At 61.6% G+C, this 18498-nt stretch carries 19 protein-coding genes, 1 pseudogene and 1 riboswitch; of the genes and pseudogenes, 14 read left to right on the top strand and 6 right to left on the bottom strand.

From position 1 onward, the window contains the following. A pseudogene (locus ABF859_RS10495) lies at positions 1–245 on the top strand (hypothetical protein); the annotation flags it as partial. Positions 246–290: 45 nt separating this feature from the next. On the opposite strand, the gene serB reads toward ABF859_RS10495, so the two are convergent. Further along, positions 291–1184: a phosphoserine phosphatase SerB gene (serB, locus tag ABF859_RS10500; RefSeq protein ID WP_415527734.1), complete on the bottom strand. Its 894-nt coding sequence runs from the start codon at positions 1182–1184 to the stop codon at positions 291–293. 41 nt (positions 1185–1225) lie between these two features. On the opposite strand from serB, the gene miaA reads away from it, so the two are divergent. The 6 genes from miaA (at position 1226) to speE (ending at position 7346) form a co-directional block, all read left to right on the top strand. Next, positions 1226–2218, top strand: a complete 993-nt coding sequence (gene miaA / locus ABF859_RS10505; protein WP_415527735.1) for a tRNA (adenosine(37)-N6)-dimethylallyltransferase MiaA — start codon at positions 1226–1228, stop codon at positions 2216–2218. Positions 2219–2248: 30 nt separating this feature from the next. After that, positions 2249–4042, top strand: coding sequence for a biosynthetic-type acetolactate synthase large subunit (ilvB, locus tag ABF859_RS10510; protein ID WP_415527736.1), 1794 nt, complete (start codon positions 2249–2251; stop codon positions 4040–4042). Further along, positions 4042–4569, top strand: a complete 528-nt coding sequence (gene ilvN, locus ABF859_RS10515; protein ID WP_415527737.1) for an acetolactate synthase small subunit — start codon at positions 4042–4044, stop codon at positions 4567–4569. The genes ilvB and ilvN overlap by 1 nt, the downstream gene beginning before the upstream one ends. Continuing rightward, complete coding sequence (gene ilvC / locus ABF859_RS10520) at positions 4569–5588, top strand: ketol-acid reductoisomerase (protein ID WP_011252650.1); 1020 nt, start codon at positions 4569–4571, stop codon at positions 5586–5588. Before ilvN ends, ilvC begins: the two co-directional genes overlap by 1 nt. Before the next feature lie 340 nt (positions 5589–5928). After that, positions 5929–6408, top strand: a complete 480-nt coding sequence (gene speD, locus ABF859_RS10525; RefSeq protein WP_415527738.1) for an adenosylmethionine decarboxylase — start codon at positions 5929–5931, stop codon at positions 6406–6408. A gap of 65 nt (positions 6409–6473) precedes the next feature. Continuing rightward, entirely contained in the window at positions 6474–7346 is an 873-nt protein-coding gene (gene speE / locus ABF859_RS10530) for a polyamine aminopropyltransferase (protein ID WP_415527739.1), read from the top strand. Positions 7347–7380: 34 nt separating this feature from the next. Here the strand turns inward: speE and ABF859_RS10535 are convergent, their stop codons facing one another. The 3 genes from ABF859_RS10535 to ABF859_RS10545 all read right to left on the bottom strand — a co-directional run bounded on the left by ABF859_RS10535 (position 7381) and on the right by ABF859_RS10545 (position 8496). Beyond that, the gene (locus ABF859_RS10535; RefSeq protein WP_415527740.1) at positions 7381–7809 is read right to left on the bottom strand and encodes a MarR family winged helix-turn-helix transcriptional regulator; all 429 of its coding nucleotides are present in this window, start codon (positions 7807–7809) and stop codon (positions 7381–7383) included. A gap of 99 nt (positions 7810–7908) precedes the next feature. Then, complete coding sequence (locus ABF859_RS10540) at positions 7909–8190, bottom strand: DUF333 domain-containing protein (protein WP_062510686.1); 282 nt, start codon at positions 8188–8190, stop codon at positions 7909–7911. A gap of 3 nt (positions 8191–8193) precedes the next feature. Further along, the gene (locus ABF859_RS10545; RefSeq protein WP_211561427.1) at positions 8194–8496 is read right to left on the bottom strand and encodes a putative quinol monooxygenase; all 303 of its coding nucleotides are present in this window, start codon (positions 8494–8496) and stop codon (positions 8194–8196) included. Positions 8497–8587: 91 nt separating this feature from the next. Next, a riboswitch (glycine riboswitch) is annotated at positions 8588–8677 on the top strand. A 158-nt stretch (positions 8678–8835) separates the two neighbouring features. Between ABF859_RS10545 and gcvT the strand changes: the two genes are divergently transcribed. From gcvT to ABF859_RS10570, 5 genes are all read left to right on the top strand, one after another. Beyond that, positions 8836–9969, top strand: coding sequence for a glycine cleavage system aminomethyltransferase GcvT (gcvT, locus tag ABF859_RS10550; protein WP_415527741.1), 1134 nt, complete (start codon positions 8836–8838; stop codon positions 9967–9969). Positions 9970–10005: 36 nt separating this feature from the next. Continuing rightward, positions 10006–10365, top strand: coding sequence for a glycine cleavage system protein GcvH (gene gcvH / locus ABF859_RS10555; protein ID WP_415527742.1), 360 nt, complete (start codon positions 10006–10008; stop codon positions 10363–10365). Between the two features lie 76 nt (positions 10366–10441). Further along, complete coding sequence (gene gcvP / locus ABF859_RS10560) at positions 10442–13297, top strand: aminomethyl-transferring glycine dehydrogenase (RefSeq protein ID WP_415527743.1); 2856 nt, start codon at positions 10442–10444, stop codon at positions 13295–13297. 120 nt (positions 13298–13417) lie between these two features. After that, a complete protein-coding gene (locus ABF859_RS10565; RefSeq protein WP_415527744.1) occupies positions 13418–13807 on the top strand; it encodes a putative quinol monooxygenase in 390 nt (129 codons plus the stop codon). A gap of 88 nt (positions 13808–13895) precedes the next feature. Next, positions 13896–14108 (top strand): heavy-metal-associated domain-containing protein, encoded by a 213-nt coding sequence (locus ABF859_RS10570; RefSeq protein ID WP_415527745.1) that lies wholly within the window; start codon positions 13896–13898, stop codon positions 14106–14108. A 25-nt stretch (positions 14109–14133) separates the two neighbouring features. Here ABF859_RS10570 and ABF859_RS10575 read toward each other — a convergent pair whose 3' ends face one another. After that, entirely contained in the window at positions 14134–14763 is a 630-nt protein-coding gene (locus ABF859_RS10575; RefSeq protein WP_415527746.1) for a trimeric intracellular cation channel family protein, read from the bottom strand. An 85-nt stretch (positions 14764–14848) separates the two neighbouring features. Further along, the gene (gene glnA / locus ABF859_RS10580) at positions 14849–16231 is read right to left on the bottom strand and encodes a type I glutamate--ammonia ligase (protein WP_215747217.1); all 1383 of its coding nucleotides are present in this window, start codon (positions 16229–16231) and stop codon (positions 14849–14851) included. 343 nt (positions 16232–16574) lie between these two features. On the opposite strand from glnA, the gene ABF859_RS10585 reads away from it, so the two are divergent. Both ABF859_RS10585 and ABF859_RS10590 read left to right on the top strand, forming a co-directional pair. Then, positions 16575–17201: an HAAS signaling domain-containing protein gene (locus ABF859_RS10585; protein ID WP_415527747.1), complete on the top strand. Its 627-nt coding sequence runs from the start codon at positions 16575–16577 to the stop codon at positions 17199–17201. 119 nt (positions 17202–17320) lie between these two features. Further along, on the top strand, positions 17321–18484 hold the full coding sequence (locus ABF859_RS10590) for an aminotransferase (protein ID WP_415527748.1): 1164 nt from the start codon (positions 17321–17323) through the stop codon (positions 18482–18484). Positions 18485–18498: the final 14 nt, after the last annotated feature.

Consider the following 18498-nt stretch of genomic DNA (forward strand, 5'->3'; position numbering starts at 1 on the left):
GTCCCGGATGGTTCGGCTATGGCTGGGGTATGCCCGGCTGGGGCGGCGGCTGGGGCTGGGGCGGTTGGGGCCTTGGCGTCGGTCTCGGCATGGCAACCGGAATGGCGATCGGGGAGAGCATGCCTTACGGCTATGGAGGTTACGGGGGGTACGGCGGTGGTTACGGATATGCGCCGGGCTATGCGCCCGGCTATTATGCCGCGCCAGCCTATTCAGGTGTGCCGCCCTATACCTGGGGATACTGATCTGCAAAGCCGCTGGAGTCCCGGACTCCGGCGGCTTTTTTCATGTCAGTCCGCCACGAAATCCTTCGCGTGATAGCCCTGTGCGAAGAGATGGGCGCGCAGGCTGGCGAAGTTGATCTGGGTGGGGATGATGCGGCGGACGTTGGGTTTGGCGTGGAAGGCGAGGCCGAGTCCGGCAGTAGCGAGCATGGGGATGTCGTTCGCGCCATCGCCTGTGGTCAGGGCAGCGCGGAGCTGGACGCCACGCTCTGCTGTCAGGCGTTCGAGATGGTCGCGCTTGGCATCCGGGCCGAGGATGGGACCGGCGAGGCGACCGGTGATCTTTCCGTCCTCGATTTCCAGCGCATTGCCGTAATTTTCATCGAATCCGCAGAGTTCGGCGACGCGCTGGGTGAACCATGTGAAGCCACCGGAAACGAGAGCCGTGCGACCGTTGTGTCTGCGCATGGTCTGCACGAGTTCGCGGGCCCCTTCCGTCAGTGTGACGGATTTCCAGACATCTTCGAGGACCGAAGCCGGTTTGCCGGCCAGAAGGGCGACGCGCTGTTCGAGGGCTGCGTCGAACTCCAGTTCGCCGTTCATCGAGGCGCGGGTGATGGCGGCGACTTCCTCGCCACAGCCGAGAAGGTCCGCCAGTTCGTCCAGCGTTTCGCCCGTGACGATGGTGCTGTCCATGTCGGCCACGAGGACGGCCCGGCGGCGTCCGCGTGTTTTCAGGAGCAGGGCATCAACGCGGTAGGGCGCGAGGGTCGCGCGGATGGTTGCGATGCTGGCCGAGCCAGGGCGTGGTGGGGGGCAGGGAATGTCCACCGCTTCGCCCGGGGACAGGACGATCGGGGCATTGCCCTTGACGAGCGTGCGGGCGATATCGATCGCCTCTGGTTTGAGGGGGCCGGATTTCCGGTCAGCGATGAGGGTCAGGACGGCAGGAAGGGACATGGGCTCTCGTAAGGGTCCGGCACGTGTGGCAGGAGGGGGGAATGGACGCCCCGAAGACTGTTAAGACTGCGATCATTGTGGCTGGCCCGACGTGCTCCGGCAAGTCGGCACTGGCGCTCGACCTTGCCCGGACCTTCGATGGGACGGTCATCAACGCGGATTCCATGCAGGTCTATCGTGATCTGCGGATTCTGACGGCACGGCCCGACGAGGCCGATGAGGCGGCTGTACCGCACCGGCTTTATGGCGTGCTGGATGCGGCGGTGCCGGGAAGTGTGGCCTGGTGGCGGTCCGAGGCGCTGCGGGAGATGGACGTCGCCTGGGGTGAGGGGCGCATGCCGGTTCTGTGTGGCGGGACGGGGATGTATCTGCGGGCGCTGACGGATGGACTGGTGGAAGTGCCGGACCCCGGGGATGCGGCGCGGCGTGAGGCGCGGGGACTGGCGCAGGAGATCGGGCCTGAGGCGCTGCATGCGCGGCTGGTGCAGGTTGATCCGGAAACGGCAGAGGGTCTGCGTCCGAATGATACCCAGCGGATTTCGCGGGCCTGGGAGGTCTGGACGGGGACGGGGCGCGGGTTGGCCTGGTGGCGGTCGCAGCCGGGTCTGCCGCCGGCTCCGTGCCGGTTTGTCTCCGTGCGGCTCGATCCCGAGCGGGAGGGGCTGCGCCGGGCGATCGATTCCAGATTCGGGCAGATGCTGGAGGCCGGGGCTCTGGAAGAAGTGTCCTCTCTGCTGGCACGGGGGCTCGATCCGGTTCTGCCTGCCATGCGTGCGCATGGGGTGCCCGAACTGGCGGCTGTCCTGCGGGGGGAGGTCTCGCTTGAGGAAGCGCGGAAATCCGCCGTTCTGGCCATCGGGCGCTATACGCGGCGGCAGGCGACGTGGTTCCGGCACCATGCTTTGGGAGAGGCTGGCGACAGTATGGTTTCGTTGCGCAGGCATACCCATTCTGCGCAAGAATCGGAAAGCCATTATGAAAAAATAGAGAACTTTATATCTGAACGAGTTGACGCCGCTGCGCGGTCGTCCTAAATCCCGCCGCTCATACCTTGGGAGGAAACGGTGACGGCTGCTGAAAGAGACGCAGAGACAGGCAACAAGGCGCTGACTGGCGCGGAAGTGCTTCTGCGCGTTCTCGATGAAGAGGGTGTGGAGGTCATATTCGGGTATCCGGGTGGGGCTGTCCTTCCGATTTATGATGCTCTTTTCCAGCAGGACCGTATCCGTCATGTGCTTGTCCGCCATGAGCAGGCTGCCGTGCATGCGGCCGAGGCCTATGCACGTTCGACGGGCAAGGTTGGTGTGGTGCTGGTGACGTCGGGTCCGGGCGCGACCAATGCCGTGACCGGGCTGGTGGATGCGCTGATGGATTCTATTCCGCTCGTCTGCCTGTCGGGTCAGGTGCCGACCAAGCTGATCGGTAATGACGCGTTTCAGGAAGCGGATACGACGGGCATTACCCGGCCTGCGACCAAGCACAACTATCTCGTGCGGGAACCGGGGACCCTGGCGCAGACCGTGCGCGAGGCGTTCGAGGTGGCGCGGTCGGGCCGTCCGGGGCCTGTTCTGGTGGATCTGCCCAAGGACATCACGGTTGGCAAGGCGCCGCTGACGAAGCCTGCACTGTCCCGTCTGCAGCGCCTGCGCCATCAGGGTGGCCCGGATGCGGAGGCGATCGCGCGAACCGTCGAGGCGATGAAAACGGCCAAGCGTCCGCTGTTCTATACGGGTGGTGGTATCATCAATTCCGGGCCGGAAGCGTCGGAGCTGCTGCGTCGTCTGGCGCGCAGGACCGGTTTCCCGGTCACGTCCACGCTGATGGGTCTGGGCGCGTTTCCGTCTCCCGATCCGCAGTTCCTGGGCATGCTGGGCATGCACGGTTCGGTCGAGGCCAACATGGCCACGCATGGCTGCGATCTGCTGATCGCGCTGGGCTCGCGGTTCGATGACCGCGTGACGGGACGTGTGGATGCGTTCTCGCCCAATTCGTTCAAGGTCCATGCCGATATCGACCCGAGCCAGATCGACAAGATCGTGCCGGTGGATGTCCGCATTGAAGGCGACGTGCGCGATACGCTCGAGGCCCTGCTCGAGGCCTGGGGTGATACGCCGGCGCCGGATCTGTCGGCCTGGTGGAACCAGATTGCGTCCTGGCGGAGTGTGGACGGGTTCGGCTTCACGCAGGACATGACGCCGTCCGCGATCATCCGTCCTCAGCAGGCGGTTCGCCGTCTGTATGAGCTCGCGAAGGAAACGGGCCGCGATACGTTCGTGTCCACTGAAGTCGGGCAGCACCAGATGTGGGCGGCCCAGCACTTCCAGTTCGACAAGCCGAACCGCTGGCTGACGTCGGGCGGCCTGGGGACGATGGGCTATGGTCTGCCGGCTGCCGTGGGCGCGCAGGTGGCGCATCCGGATGCGCTGGTGATCGACATCGCCGGTGAAGCGTCCACGCTCATGAACATCCAGGAACTGGGCACGATTGCGCAGTATCGCCTGCCGGTGAAGATCTTCATCCTGAACAACCACTATATGGGCATGGTCCGTCAGTGGCAGGAGCTGCTTCACGGCTCGCGCTATTCGCAGTCCTACAGCGAAGCGCTGCCGGACTTCGTGAAGCTGGCAGAAGCGTTCCATGCGACCGGGATGCGGGCGACGCATATCGGGGAACTGGATGACGTGATCCGCCGGATGCTGGCGCATGATGGGCCGGTCGTAGCTGATATCTGCGTGGCGGAAGGCGAGAACTGCTATCCGATGATTCCGTCGGGTGCGGCGCATAACCAGATGCTGCTGGGTCCGGATCAGGATTCCGAAGCGGCGGGACTGACCGAAGAAGGAAAGATGCTGGTCTGATGACGGAGACGATCCAACATTCGGTCATCTCGGTTCTCATTGAGGACGAGAGTGGCGCTCTGGCCCGCGTGGTGGGCCTGTTCTCCGGGCGGGGATACAACATCGAGAGCCTGACGGTGGCGCTGGTGGATGCTGAGCAGAAGCTCTCGCGCATCACGGTCCTGACGTCGGGCACGCCGATGGTGATCCGGCAGATCAAGGCGCAGCTCAAGCGCCTGATCCCCGTGCATGACGTTTCCGACCTGACGGAAGAAGGCCCTTATGTGGGGCGTGAGCTTGCGCTGGTGAAGATCGTCTCGTCCGGCGAGCATCGTACGGAGGCCCTGCGGATTGCGGATTCGTTCCGTGCGCGGCCCGTGGATACGACGACCATGAGTTTCGTGTTCGAACTGACGGGGTCGCCCGAGAAAATCGACGCGTTCATCGAGTTGATGCGCCCCCTTGGTCTGGCCGAGGTTTCGCGCACCGGGATTGCCGCCATCGGGCGCGGTCCTTCTGTGTTTCATCTTAAAAAGGAGCCTGTCTGATGCGGGTGTATTACGATCGCGATGCCGATCTGAATCTGATCAAGAGCAAGAAAGTCGCGATCATTGGCTATGGCAGCCAGGGTCACGCACACGCCAACAACCTCAAGGACAGCGGCGTTTCCGACATCGTCATCGGCCTGCGTCCGACGTCTTCCGCTGTGAAGAAGGCTGAGGAAGCCGGTTTCAAGGTGATGGAGCCGGGTGAGGCTGCTGCCTGGGCCGACGTTGTCATGGTCCTGACGCCGGATGAAGGCCAGGGTGCGCTGTACAAGGAAAGCCTTGAGAAGAACCTGAAGCCGGGCGCTGCCCTGGCTTTCGCTCATGGTCTGTCCATCCACTTCCGCATCATCGAAGCCCGTCCGGACCTGGACGTGTTCCTGATCGCGCCGAAGGGCCCGGGCCACACGGTCCGTTCCGAATACCTCCGTGGTGGTGGCGTGCCGTCCCTCGTGGCCGTGGCACAGAACGCTTCGGGGAATGCGCTCGAGATCGCCCTGTCCTACGCCTCCGCAAATGGTGGTGGCCGTGCGGGCATCATCGAGACGACCTTCAAGGAAGAAGTCGAAACCGATCTGTTCGGTGAGCAGGCTGTCCTGTGCGGTGGTCTCGTCGACCTGATCCGCGCCGGTTTCGAGACGCTGGTTGAAGGCGGTTATGCGCCGGAGATGGCCTATTTCGAGTGCCTGCACGAAATGAAGCTGATCGTGGACCTGATCTACGAAGGCGGCATTGCGAACATGAACTACTCCATCTCCAACACCGCCGAGTACGGCGAGTATGTCACGGGTCCGCGCATCATCACGCCGGAAACGAAGGCCGAGATGAAGCGCGTTCTGACGGACATCCAGGACGGCACGTTCGTTCGCAACTTCATCCTTGAGAACCAGTCCGGCGGCGTTGGCTTCAAGGCCATCCGCGCCCGCAACGATGCTCATCCGATCGAGAAGACCGGTGAGAAGCTGCGTGCGATGATGCCGTGGATTGCCAAGGGCAAGCTGGTCGACAAGGCCAAGAACTGATCGGCCAAATCCGGGGGGCGGATTCGGCCCTTCGGAGCACAGAAGCCTTCAGTTTCTGTCGGGCGTCGGGATCTCCGGGATTCGTTTCCCGGAGATCCGGCGCCCGAACTGTCTCTGCCATGGGATATTCAAGGTGTTTGCGCATGTCAGCCCTGTGCGCAGGAAAGGGAAAACCGCTTTCTCATGCAGTGGGGACATGGGCCGGCAGAGATATGTGACATATTGGGGAATCAGCCCATAAAGTGCTTGCATCAGGGGGAGCAGGCCGCTAACTAGCGCGCTTCCTGGCCCAAGGGGGCATTTTTGCCCAACAGGCTGTCTACTGGTTTGGGGGTACGTGATGAACGCACTTGCTCAACTGGGGATGGTATCGGAACTCCCGAGAGATATCCAGAATAGCGCAGCTCACCTCGTTGAGGAGGAGCGCAAGGATTACTTCATTGAGCGTGATGGCGAGCGTTTTGCTGGCAATCACCTGCTGATCGACTTCTGGGATGCCCGGAATCTCGATGATCCCATGCGGATTGATGAAACGCTGTGCGAAGCTGCCGTGGCGGCTGGCGCAACGATCCTGCACAGCCATTTTCACCACTTCACGCCCAATGGCGGCGTGTCTGGCGTGATTGTGCTGGCGGAAAGCCATATTTCGATCCATACGTGGCCGGAACGGAATTATGCAGCTGTGGACGTGTTCATGTGCGGTGCATGTGATCCGAACCTGTCGATTCCGGTGATGCAGCGCCTGTTCCAGGCCGGCCGGATCGAGGTCGATGCCGTGCGGCGTGGCCGGGTGCAGGACAAGGCCGCAAAAGCAGCCTGAACTGATGAAAGGGCCGGGTAACACCGGTCCTTTTCCAATACAATCCGACAAGGAAACGATGATCCATGGCTGAAACATGGCTCAACGAGACCCTGTACCCGGACTGGGGACAGCGCTTTCTCGTTACGCGTGAGCTCGCACGGGTAAAATCCGACTTCCAGGATGTGGTGGTGTTTGAAAGCTCCAGCCACGGCCGCGTGCTGGTTCTGGATGGTGTCATCCAGATCACCGAGCGTGATGAGTTCGTCTATCAGGAAATGCTGACCCATGTGCCGCTTCTGGCGCATCCGTGTGCGAAGCGTGTGCTGATCATCGGTGCGGGTGACGGTGGCGTTCTGCGTCGCGTGTTGCAGCATGAGACGGTCGAGAAGGCTGTCATGGTCGAGATCGACGGTGCGGTGATCGAACTGTCCAAGCAGTATCTGCCAGACATTGCCGGTGATGCGTGGAACGACCCGCGGGCCGAAGTCATTGTCGGTGACGGCATCGACTATGTCGCCAAGGCGGCTGATGGCTCCTTCGATGTGATCATCGTCGACAGTACCGATCCGATCGGTGTGGGAGAAGTGCTGTTCACGGACGAGTTCTACAGCAACTGCGCGCGCATCCTTTCGGACGAAGGTCTGATCGTGAACCAGTGCGGCGTGCCGTTCATGCAGGCTGATGAACTGCACGAGACGAGCCTGCGTCGTGCGAAGTTCTTCCCGCATGTGGGTGCGTATGTGGCCGCTGTTCCGACCTATGTCGGCGGGTTCATGACGCTGGGTGTGGCTTCCAAGGGGCAGGCGCCGAATACGCAGACGGTTGAGCAGATCCGCGCCCGTGCGGACGCTGCGAAGATCGTGGGCACGACGCGCTACTGGACGCCGGAGATCCATGTTGGGTCGTTCAACCTGCCGCCCTATATTGCCGAGCATCTTCCCAAAACCGGAAAATGATCGTGCGCCTGCCCCTTGTTAATGGGGCAGGCAGCTACAGCTGCTCTTTCAGGCTGCTGTTGATCCGTTCCAGAAGTGTTACGAGAATATCGCGTTCGAGGGGTGTAAACCCCTTGAGTGCTATGTCGGTTAAATGTTCCATAACGGGAACGATATTCCGACTTTTCCGCTGTCCGTCTGGTGTCAGTGTGACCAGTGTGCTGCGGCGGTCTGTCGGGTCTGGTTCGCGCTGGATCAGGCCGTCGCGCTCCATCCGGGCGAGAAGTGTCGTCATGCCTGGCTGTTCGATATCCGCAAAATCCGCGAGGGCTTTCTGATTGAGGGTCTTTCCGTCCTGCAAAGCCTGCAGCACGGGGAGCTGACCGATCCGCAGGCCTGTCTTTTTGAGTTCGCGTTCCAGCAGGAGTGTAAAGAGCCTGGTGTTGCGCGTGGTCAGGGCGCTGAGCGGGGAAGGGGCAGTCATGCGGATTCCGGGGAACGTGTGGATAGAATACATAACATGTTATGTATTTGGATTATGAAAAACCCGGCGGCCCCGTTCGGGCCTGACCGGGCTGGAAAATCAGGGCGCCATTTTGGCCAGGGGAGCGACGCAGCGGTGTTCGCGGTAGAGTGTCCATTCATCGCAGACCTGATTGGGCGGGAAGGTGCAGATGCCGGTTTCGCCGCCCGCGGTTCGGACATCGCCATGGCGACCACCCTGCTGCGTGCAGTAGACGCTTGCGGGGTTAGGAATGCCGATCAGGCGCTGGCGCGGATTGTGCTGCGGGTGTGAAGCGCAGGCCGAAACCGTGCCGCACAGCAGGGTGATGGCGAGGAGGCGTTTCGTGCTTGAAAGATGCATTGTTCAGGGGGCTCTCTTCTTCAGGAAGCGGACGCTGCGTTCCTTGATGTCCAGCTCTTTTACAGCTTTTGCAAACACCCCGAAATGCGGGGTCTTGAGGTGCTCTTCGAAGGCCGCGCGGTCGGTATAGACTTCCACGAGAATGACGGTGTCGGCTTCCGTCTCGGGGGAGAGAACCGTGAAGCTGTGGCAGCCGGATTCGTCGGCGACGGAGCGCTCGCTGTCATAGGCGCAGGCGGCGAGGAACTTCTCATAGGTTGCGGGTGTGGTCTCGAATTCGGCAATGACCGTCAGTTCACCAGCCATGATGTTCTCCTTTGCGTGTTACGGGGCAAAAGACCCAACGCATGAGCGATCGTAACGATTGCGGAGTTTTTCGGAAACTGGCAGGATCGCGGGGACCGACACGGGAGAGACCAGCCGTCAGGCTGGCGCCGAAGGAGCAACCGCCCCGGAAACTCTCAGGCCAAAGGACCGAGGCGGTCAGGACATTCTGGAGAGAGGTGCGCTTTGACGCATCCGCCGACGGGATAGCGATCTCAGGCGAAAGGACAGAAGGGGCGACATTTTTCCGGCCCGTGTATGCGGAAAGCCGGAGGCGTCTGCATCTTCACGTCTTGAGATAGAATGGACCGGGCTTTCCCTATGAGCAATTCCCTCCAGCGTACTCCTCTTTACGATCTAAATCTGGAACTTGGCGCGAAGATGGTGCCGTTCGCAGGCTTTGAGATGCCGATCCAGTTCCCTGCGGGACTGATGACCGAGCATCTGCATACGCGCGAAAAGGCTGGTCTGTTTGACGTGTCCCATATGGGACAGATCCGTATTGCCGCGAAAAGCGGGGATGTGAAGGACGCGGCTGCGGCTCTGGAAACGCTGGTTCCGGCTGATTTCGTCGGGCTTGCCGCCGGGCGTCAGCGTTATGGCCTGCTGACCAATGAGAAGGGCGGGATCCTGGATGACCTGATGGTCGCCAATATGGGCAAGGACCTGCTGGTTGTCGTCAATGCGGGCTGCAAGGTTCAGGATGCGGATAGGATAGAGAAGGCGCTGTCCGATCGTTGTGTCGTGACGCGCCAGTTCGACCGTGCGCTCATGGCGCTTCAGGGGCCGGCGGCGGAAGCAGCTCTGGCGCCGCTCTGCCCGGCTGTGAAGGACATGCGCTTCATGGATGTGATCGAGACCGAGCTGGCCGGTATTCCGGTGACGGTGTCGCGGTCCGGCTATACGGGCGAGGACGGGTTTGAGATCGGCTGTGCGGGTGCAGATGCTGAAAAGGTCGCGCGCGCGATTCTGGCGCAGCCGGATGTGCTGCCGATTGGGCTGGGCGCGCGGGATTCGCTGCGTCTGGAAGCCGGGCTGTGCCTGTATGGCAATGACATTGATGTCACGACCACGCCGGTTGAGGCGTCGCTGGGCTGGGCAATCCAGAAGTCGCGTCGTGAGGGCGGTGTCCGTGAAGGTGGCTATCCGGGTGCAGATGTTGTGCTCAAGCAGACGCGCGACGGTGTGGCGCGCAAGCGCGTTGGTCTGATGGCGGAAGGCCGGGCTCCGGTGCGGGCGGGGGCCAAGCTCTTTGCCGATGCCGAGGGGCAGAAGGAAATCGGGGTGGTCACGTCCGGGGCATTTGGCCCGAGCGTGAAGGCTCCTGTTGCGATGGGCTATGTCGCGTCGGACTATGCGGCGCTGGACACACCCGTCTTTGCGGAACTGCGGGGCAAGTATGTGCCGCTGCATGTGCGGGCGATGCCGTTCGTGGCACCCGGCTTCAAGCGCTGAACTTACAGTCGAATTTCAGATCAGGAAAAAGCAGCAATGACGACCTATTATACGAAGTCCCATGAATGGATCCGCGTCGATGGCGAGCAGGCCACTGTCGGCATTACCGCACACGCTTCTGAAGAGCTCGGCGAACTGGTGTTCGTCGAAGCCAAGGACGAGGGCACGGAAGTCGCCGCCGGTGATGCGGCAGCGGTCGTCGAGTCCGTGAAGGCGGCGTCTGACATCTATGCGCCGGTTGCGGGCACGCTGGCCGGCTTCAATGACGCGCTGTCCGATGATCCGACGCTGGTGGGCAAGGATCCGGAAGGCGAGGGCTGGATTTTCCGCATGACGGTTGCCAACCCGGATGACCTCAAGGGCCTGCTGACGGCCGAACAGTACAAGAGCCTCTGAAGGAATACGGGGTCTGCGCTGGCAGGCCCCGTTTTTCTTTCAGCCTGCCCCCGATTTCCGCCACTGCTTTCATGAAATGCCAGAGAACCTGCCCGTGACGACCTTGTGGCCTGCCCAGACCGAAGATTTCAGCTCCCGCCATATCGGCCCGCGTCCTTCCGAAATCGGAGAGATGTTGCGTGTCGTTGGCGCGTCCAGTCTCGATGACCTGATCGACCGGACCATTCCGGCGGCCATTCTCGATCGCGGGGATCACGGAATCGGTGCGGCCCTGACCGAGCAGGATGCACTGGCGCGTCTGCGGCAGATCGCCTCGCGCAATCAGGTTCTGACGTCCATGATCGGGCAGGGCTATTACGACACAGTGCTGCCGCCGGTCATTCAGCGCAATATCCTGGAAAATCCGGCCTGGTACACGGCCTATACGCCGTATCAGCCCGAAATCAGCCAGGGCCGTCTTGAGGCGCTGCTGAACTTCCAGACGCTGGTGGCGGATCTGACGGGGCTGGATATTGCCAATGCGTCCCTGCTGGACGAGGGCACGGCCTGTGCGGAAGCCATGGCGCTGGCGCAGCGCGTGGGCAAGTCGAAGGCGACGGCGTTCTTTGTGGATGCCGATACGCACCCGCAGACGGTTGCCGTGATCCGCACACGCGCCGAGCCGCTGGGCTGGGATGTTGTGGTGGGGGATCCGGAGACGGATCTGGACGCGTCCTCCGTGTTTGGCGCGCTGCTGTCCTATCCGGGCTCTTCGGGGCGCGTGCGGGATCTGCGCGGCGTGATTGTGGCGCTGCACGACAAGGGCGCGATTGCGGCTCTGGCCTGTGATCCGTTGGCTCTGGTGCTGCTGGAAAGCCCGGGCGCGCTGGGCGCGGATATCGCGATCGGTTCGATGCAGCGTTATGGCGTGCCGATGGGCGCCGGTGGGCCGCATGCGGCGTTCATGGCGACGCGCGATGCGTTCAAGCGGCACATGCCGGGACGTCTGGTCGGGGTGTCGCGCGACAGTGCGGGCAAACCGGCCTATCGTCTGGCACTTCAGACGCGTGAGCAGCATATCCGCCGCGAGAAGGCCACATCCAACATCTGCACGGCGCAGGCGCTGCTGGCAATCATCGCGTCCATGTATGCGGTCTATCACGGCCCGGAAGGACTGAAGGCCATTGCGGCCCGCACGCACCGGATGGCGGCGATCCTGTCCGCCGGGCTGAAGGCTCTGGGGGCGAGCGTCGAAACGGACGTGTTCTTCGACACGATCACCGTTCAGGCGGGTGCTGCTGCACCGCAGGTTCTGGCGCGGGCCGTAGCGGCTGGCATCAATCTGCGCGATGCGGGGAATGGCCGGATTGGCGTGTCCTGTGACGAGACCACGACGCCGGAAACGATCCGCGCGGTCTGGGCGGCGTTTGCGGGTGAGGGCGCGGATCTGGCGTCTGTCGAGCAGGCGCTTGAGGTGACGGATGCGTTGCCGGAAGGTCTGTCGCGGACGGCTCCGCTGCTGACGCATCCTGTGTTCCATGCCCATCGTTCCGAGACGGATCTGCTGCGCTACATGCGTGCGCTGGCGGACAAGGATCTGGCGCTGGACCGCACGATGATCCCGCTGGGCTCCTGCACCATGAAGCTCAATGCGACGGCGGAGATGATCCCCATCACTTGGCCGGAATTTGCACGGATTCATCCGTTTGCACCTGCTGATCAGGTTCAGGGTTATGCTGAACTGTTCGCGTATCTGGAGCGCACGCTCTGTGCGATTTCGGGGTATGACGCCGTCTCGCTTCAGCCGAATTCCGGCGCACAGGGCGAATATGCCGGGCTTCTGGCGATCCGTGGCTATCACCGCGCGCGTGGCGAAGAGAACCGGGATGTGTGCCTGATTCCGGCCTCCGCACATGGGACCAATCCGGCTTCGGCCCAGATGGTCGGGATGCGGGTTGTTGTCGTGGCGTGCGATGAGAATGGCAATGTCGATGTCGAGGATCTCAAGGCGAAGATCGCGCAGCATGACGGGCGCGTGGCGGCCATCATGATCACGTATCCGTCCACCCATGGCGTGTTCGAGGAGCGGATCGTGGAGATCTGCGAGCTTGTCCACGAAGCGGGTGGGCAGGTCTATCTGGACGGCGCGAACCTCAATGCGCAGGTTGGTCTGGCGAGGCCCGGTCTGTACGGCGCGGATGTCTCGCATTTCAATCTGCACAAGACGTTCTGCATTCCGCATGGCGGTGGCGGACCGGGCATGGGACCGATCGGGGTGGGTAAACACCTTGCGCCGTATCTGCCGGGGCAGCATGGTGTTGCGGTGTCCGCAGCGCCTTACGGGTCTGCGTCAATTCTGCCGATTTCCGCCGCTTACATCATGATGATGGGCGATGAGGGTCTACGTCAGGCGACGACGATGGCGATCCTGAACGCGAACTACATCGCGTCGCGTCTTGAAGGGCATTATCCCGTTCTGTATCGCGGCACGAATGGCTTTACGGCGCATGAATGTATTGTGGATCTGCGTCCGCTGAAGGACACGGTTGGTGTGACGGTGGACGATATCGCCAAGCGCCTGATTGATCACGGGTTCCACGCGCCTACCGTCAGCTTCCCGGTGGCCGGGACGTTCATGATCGAGCCGACAGAATCCGAAGGGAAGGGTGAACTGGATCGCTTTTGTGATGCGATGATCGCTATCCGTGCGGAAATTGCCGAAGTCGAAGCCGGGCGTGTGGCGATGGACGCCAGCCCGCTGCGCTTTGCTCCGCATACGACGGCGGATCTGGCGGGCGCCTGGGAGCGGTCTTACAGCCGGGAGGCCGGGTGCTTCCCCGGCGGTGTGAATACGGCAAAGTACTGGTCGCCGGTTGGGCGTCTGGACAATGCCTGGGGGGATCGGAACCTTGTCTGTTCCTGCCCGGATATTTCGACCTACGCGGAAGGCTGAGCGGGTTTTCCAGTTCGGTGTTTTGGCAAAGGCGTCTTCCTTCGGGGAGGCGCCTTTCTGCTGTCGGGTCCGTACGGGTCGGATACCCGGCATGGGTTCTTTATCACAAGGGGGTGAGGTATGGTTTCACGTGAAACGCTGCCCGCCTTCGAAAAGACGCGGGTGGGGCAGCTTGCATCGTTGATGAGGAGTTCCACCATGAGCCAGACGGTTCACATCACGGCCGTTGTAACGGTTCCCGCTGAACATGCGGTAGCCGCTGAGGTGGCTTTTGCGGCCTGTGTCGTTGCATCCCGCCGGGAAGAGGCCTGCCGCCAGTATGTGGTCAGCAAGGATGTCGAGAAAGCCGGCCGGTTCGTAGCAAACGAGATATGGGCTTCGGAAGCCGGTTTTGAGGCTCATCTGGCCGCGCCGCATTTCAAAGTTCTGGGTGATACCCTTGCCAGGTGTGGTGCTCAGGCCGAAATCATGAAGGTCCAGCCACTGGACGAGGCTGCCGACGCAGCCTGAAAAAGCGATTTCCATTTTTATGGGAATATGTCCCATTCGGGGAATGACTGCTTTGTGGAGCAGCCTTTGGAAAACAGGAGAGTCTCTTATGGTTTCGATGGTGACGTTCAGGGTCGATGGCATGTCCTGTCAGGGATGCTCGGGCAAGCTTCAGTCCGCGCTTTCGAATGTTCCGGGGGTCTCCTCCGCGCAGGTGACGCTCGATCCGGGACAGGCCGCGGTTCAGTATGACGAGCAGAAGGTGACGCCGATCGCACTGCAGCATGTGGTGGAAGACGTCGGGTTTGATGTCATCGCGTAAGGTACTGGTCTGAACGGTCTGCCGCTTATCGGTGATAATGAGGCAGACCGAGGCCCCTGATAAGGGCTGCGGCACGCAGGCTGAAGCCTGCGATGACGGCAAGGGTGGCTGCGATTGTGGTGCTCAGGCCCAGAACTGTCAGGGACACATAGGTTCCTGAGGCCAGGGCCACGGCTGTGACGTAAAGTTCAGGCCGGATGATGATGGATGGGACGCCTGCCAGAACGTCCCGGAAGATACCCCCCATACAGGCGCTGACGATGCCCATCAGGGCAGCGGGAATCAGTGGGATGCCGTAGGCCAGTGCTTTCGCTGAGCCGAAGACCCCATAAGCTGCGATTCCGAGACCATCGAACCATTCCACGGCGCGTGCGGGCCAGAAGCGGGCTGGCGTGAACCAGACGGCGATCGCCGAAAGCAGGCAGGCCGCAATCGGGATGGAAGTGTGCATCCAGAAGACGGGTGCGCCGATCAGCAGGTCCCGCACGGTTCCGCCACCGACGCCTGTTATGGCGGCGAAGAACATGAAGGTCACGATGGTCAGGCGTGCGCGCGCGGCTTCGATGGCGCCTGAAATGGCGAAGACGACCGTGCCTGCGATGTCGAGGACGGGCAGCGCGGATGTGGAGAAGGCCTGAAGGGCGGGAGGGATCATCGGGCCGTCTTGACGTGGTGTGGTGAAAACAGAAAAGCCCGGCACGAAGGCCGGGCTTTCCGTTGAGACGATGTTCTGACCCGGATCAGACCGAGTAGTACATCTCGAACTCTGCCGGATGCGGCGTGTGTTCGAACTTGTAGACTTCCGGCCACTTGATGTCGATGTAGCTTTCGATCTGGTCCTTGGTGAAGACGCCGCCTTCGAGAAGGAATGCGTGGTCTTCCTTGAGGGCTTCGAGAGCCTCACGGAGCGAACCGCAGACCGTCGGGATCTGGGCCAGCTCTTCCTTCGGCAGTTCGTACAGATCCTTGTCCATGGCGTCGCCCGGGTGGATCTTGTTGCGGATGCCGTCGAGGCCGGCCATCAGCATGGCGGCGAAGGCGAGGTACGGGTTGGCGGTCGGATCCGGGAAGCGGACTTCGACGCGTTTGGCCTTCGGGTTTGTCGCATGCGGGATACGACACGAGGCCGAACGGTTCGCGGCGGAGTAGGCCAGAAGCACAGGGGCTTCGAAGCCCGGGATCAGGCGCTTGTAGGAGTTGGTGGACGGGTTCGTGAAGGCGTTCAGGGCCTTCGCGTGCTTGATGATGCCACCAATGTAGAACAGCGCGTCTTCGGACAGGTCAGCGTACTTGTCGCCAGCGAAGGTCGGCTTGCCGTCTTTCCAGATGGACTGGTGGACATGCATGCCCGAGCCGTTGTCGCCCGAGATCGGCTTCGGCATGAACGTGGCCGTCTTGCCGTAGGAATGGGCGACGTTGTGCACGCAGTACTTGTAGATCTGCATGAAGTCGGCGGACTTCACGAGCGTGTCGAACTTCGTGCCGAGCTCGTGCTGCGACTGTGCGACTTCGTGATGATGCTTCTCGATCGGCAGGCCCATTTCGCCCATCGTGGAGAGCATTTCGGCGCGCAGATCGTTCTCGCTGTCGACGGGCGGGACCGGGAAGTAGCCACCCTTGACGACAGGGCGATGGCCCATGTTGCCTTCCGGGTAGGCCTTCAGGGAGGCGCCGGGGCCTTCGATGCTGTCGAGCTGGTACATGCCGAAGTTCGGGCCTGTGCCGAACTGCACGTTGTCGAAGATGAAGAACTCGGCTTCCGGACCGAAGAACGCCGTGTCACCGAAGCCGGCATCCTTGAGATAGGCTTCTGCGAGCTTGGCGGTCGAACGCGGGTCGCGGTTGTAGAAGTTGCCCGTCTTCGGATCGATGATGTCGCAGAACAGGATCAGCTGCGGCTTGGCGGAGAACGGGTCCATGACGGCCGTTTCCGGATCCGGAAGCAGAACCATGTCGGATTCGTTGATGGCCTTCCAGCCCTGGATGGAAGAGCCGTCGAACATGAAGCCTTCAACGAAGGTATCGTCTTCAATGGTCGATACCGTCTGGGTCGTGTGGTGCCACTTGCCCTTGGGGTCCGTGAAGCGCAGATCGACGAATTCCGCCGCGTGCTCCTGGATCATCTCGAAGACGCGGGCAACGGCCTGCGGGTTCGGTGCGGGCGGCTTGCCGGCTGCTGCGGGGGCAGCCTTGGGGGCTGCGGCCTTCGAGGTACGGCGCGCCGGAGCGGCCTTCGGTTTCACGGTAGAGGAAGTGGGGGCTTTCTTGGCCATCGATCTGTCGCCTTGCATCGTGTAAACGGCTGCAAAACGATTAAGCGACAAATGCCCGTCTGTCGAGTATGGGAAATTACGCCATTCTGCGGATTTGGGATTGAATCTTTCGGAAGCGAACCGGAGTTTTCCACATCTGGTCCGGAACTTGCATGCAAAGAGGGCAGCGAGACTCTTTTTGGGAAATATCCTCATGATGCCTGCTTCCTCATCTCTGGACGGCTGGAAAGACAGCGATCTTCTCTCCCTGCCAGTCGAGCGTTATCTGCATGAATTCCGGGGTGGCCTGCTGAGTCTGCCGGAAAGCGAGCGGGATATGATCGTCGCTGAAGTCCGGGCGCAGGTTGCGGCGCAGGCCCGGCTGGGCGAAGGGGCGGCGCTTGCGCTTCTGGAAAAACTGGGAAAGCCGGACAGGCTCGCGGCACGCTTTACGATCCGGCATGAACTGTCCGTTGGCGTACAGCAGTCGAATCCGTTCGGCCTGTTCTGGGTTCTTCTGCGACTGGCTGCGGGAAGTCTGCTGGCGTTTGTAGGCGGACTCGTTGTCATCGTGTTGGGTCTGATGGGGCTTCTCCTTACGGTGATGCCCGTATTGCGGCTTTTTGTTCCGCAGGACCTTTTCATGGTGGACGACAGCCTGTTTTCGCTCACGGTTACGACGGATGGCGCCCCGAAGAACGCCATTCCCCTGTCCTGGACCGCTGCCATCATTGCCTGCGGTATCGGGGTTGTTTTCATCCTGCTGGCGATGGTTCTTCTGAGGGGGCTGGGTCAGGTCCTGCTGCGTGACATGCGCCGGAAAACGCAGGCCCTGGACTGAGGTCCGGGAGAAGGGATTTCCGGTATGGACGTGGAGGGACGCGCGAAAGGCTTTTCAGCTCTTCTTCAGCCTGCAATGGTGCGGTGCTTTCTGTTTTCCGTCAGTTCTGGAATCCGTTGATGAAAACGCCCAATCAGTATCTTGTGAGCCTTCCGACGACCATTTTCACGATCATGTCACAGCTTGCCGTGAAGCATGGTGCGGTCAATCTCGGGCAGGGGTTTCCGGATACGGAAGGGCCGCAGGACATCATTCAGGTCGCGGCGGATGCGCTTCAGGACGGCCGGAACCAGTACGCGCCGCTGACGGGCCTGCCGGAACTGCGTGAGGCCGTGGCGGCGTCCAACCGTCGTTTTTATGGGCTGGAGGTTGATCCGGCGACGGAGGTTGTCGTGACGTCCGGGGCGACGGAGGCCCTGGCGGCGTGTCTGATGGCGGTTGTGGAACCGGGTGATGAAGTGGTGGTGATCGAGCCGCTTTATGACACTTATCTGCCGGCTCTGAAGCTGCTGGGGGCGGTGCCGCGCTGTGTGCGGCTGACGCCGCCGCACTGGTCTGTCCCGGAAGCGGAACTGCGTGCGGCGTTCGGGCCGAAAACGAAGGCGATCATGCTCAACTCGCCGATGAACCCGTCCGGAAAGGTTTTTGTCCGTGAGGAACTGGAGCTGATTGCCGAACTGGTCCGGGAGCATGATGCCTATGCGATCTGTGACGAGGTTTATGAACACCTGACGTTTCACGTGAAACATGTCCCGTTGATGACGTTGCCTGGGATGCGCGAGCGGTGCATGCGGATCGGCAGCGCGGGGAAGAGCTTTTCCCTGACGGGTTGGAAGGTCGGGTATGTGACGGCGCCTGCCGCGTTGGCTTCCGTGGTTGCGAAAGCGCATCAGGTTCTGGTGTTCGCGACCGCTCCGAACCTTCAGCGGGCCGTGGCTTACGGGCTGAACAAGGATGACAGCTACTATCAGGCCTTGTCGGCCCAGATGGAAACACAGCGGGACCTGCTGCGGGATGGCCTGCATCGTCTCGGGTTCGAGACACTGCCGGCAGATGGCAGCTATTTCATCGTGGCGGATATTTCGCGGCATGCGAATGGTCGCGGAGATGTCGAGTTTGCGCGCTGGCTGGTCGAACACGCGGGTGTGGCCACGATCCCGGTTTCGGCCTTCTATGATCCTGAAGGGGCTGCTGCTCCGCAGAATCTGATCCGGTTTGCATTCTGCAAAAAGCCCGCGATCCTTCAGGAGGCCTTGAAAAGGCTGGAAAAGGCCCTTTCTTAGAAGACCTGTCTGCA

It is taken from the genome of Gluconobacter sp. (assembly GCF_047722525.1).
Classification (GTDB): domain Bacteria; phylum Pseudomonadota; class Alphaproteobacteria; order Acetobacterales; family Acetobacteraceae; genus Gluconobacter.

Bases quoted from the DNA above. Each gene is read 5' to 3' on its own strand.
- serB (WP_415527734.1), bottom strand. From the start codon at position 1,184: ATGTCCCTTCCTGCCGTCCTGACCCTCATCGCTGACCGGAAATCCGGC.
- miaA (WP_415527735.1), top strand. From the start codon at position 1,226: ATGGACGCCCCGAAGACTGTTAAGACTGCGATCATTGTGGCTGGCCCG.
- ilvN (WP_415527737.1), top strand. From the start codon at position 4,042: ATGACGGAGACGATCCAACATTCGGTCATCTCGGTTCTCATTGAGGAC.
- ilvC (WP_011252650.1), top strand. From the start codon at position 4,569: ATGCGGGTGTATTACGATCGCGATGCCGATCTGAATCTGATCAAGAGC.
- speD (WP_415527738.1), top strand. From the start codon at position 5,929: ATGAACGCACTTGCTCAACTGGGGATGGTATCGGAACTCCCGAGAGAT.
- speE (WP_415527739.1), top strand. From the start codon at position 6,474: ATGGCTGAAACATGGCTCAACGAGACCCTGTACCCGGACTGGGGACAG.
- ABF859_RS10535 (WP_415527740.1), bottom strand. From the start codon at position 7,809: ATGACTGCCCCTTCCCCGCTCAGCGCCCTGACCACGCGCAACACCAGG.
- ABF859_RS10540 (WP_062510686.1), bottom strand. From the start codon at position 8,190: ATGCATCTTTCAAGCACGAAACGCCTCCTCGCCATCACCCTGCTGTGC.
- ABF859_RS10545 (WP_211561427.1), bottom strand. From the start codon at position 8,496: ATGGCTGGTGAACTGACGGTCATTGCCGAATTCGAGACCACACCCGCA.
- gcvT (WP_415527741.1), top strand. From the start codon at position 8,836: ATGAGCAATTCCCTCCAGCGTACTCCTCTTTACGATCTAAATCTGGAA.
- gcvH (WP_415527742.1), top strand. From the start codon at position 10,006: ATGACGACCTATTATACGAAGTCCCATGAATGGATCCGCGTCGATGGC.
- gcvP (WP_415527743.1), top strand. From the start codon at position 10,442: ATGCCAGAGAACCTGCCCGTGACGACCTTGTGGCCTGCCCAGACCGAA.
- ABF859_RS10565 (WP_415527744.1), top strand. From the start codon at position 13,418: ATGGTTTCACGTGAAACGCTGCCCGCCTTCGAAAAGACGCGGGTGGGG.
- ABF859_RS10570 (WP_415527745.1), top strand. From the start codon at position 13,896: ATGGTTTCGATGGTGACGTTCAGGGTCGATGGCATGTCCTGTCAGGGA.
- ABF859_RS10575 (WP_415527746.1), bottom strand. From the start codon at position 14,763: ATGATCCCTCCCGCCCTTCAGGCCTTCTCCACATCCGCGCTGCCCGTC.
- glnA (WP_215747217.1), bottom strand. From the start codon at position 16,231: ATGATCCAGGAGCACGCGGCGGAATTCGTCGATCTGCGCTTCACGGAC.
- ABF859_RS10585 (WP_415527747.1), top strand. From the start codon at position 16,575: ATGATGCCTGCTTCCTCATCTCTGGACGGCTGGAAAGACAGCGATCTT.
- ABF859_RS10590 (WP_415527748.1), top strand. From the start codon at position 17,321: ATGAAAACGCCCAATCAGTATCTTGTGAGCCTTCCGACGACCATTTTC.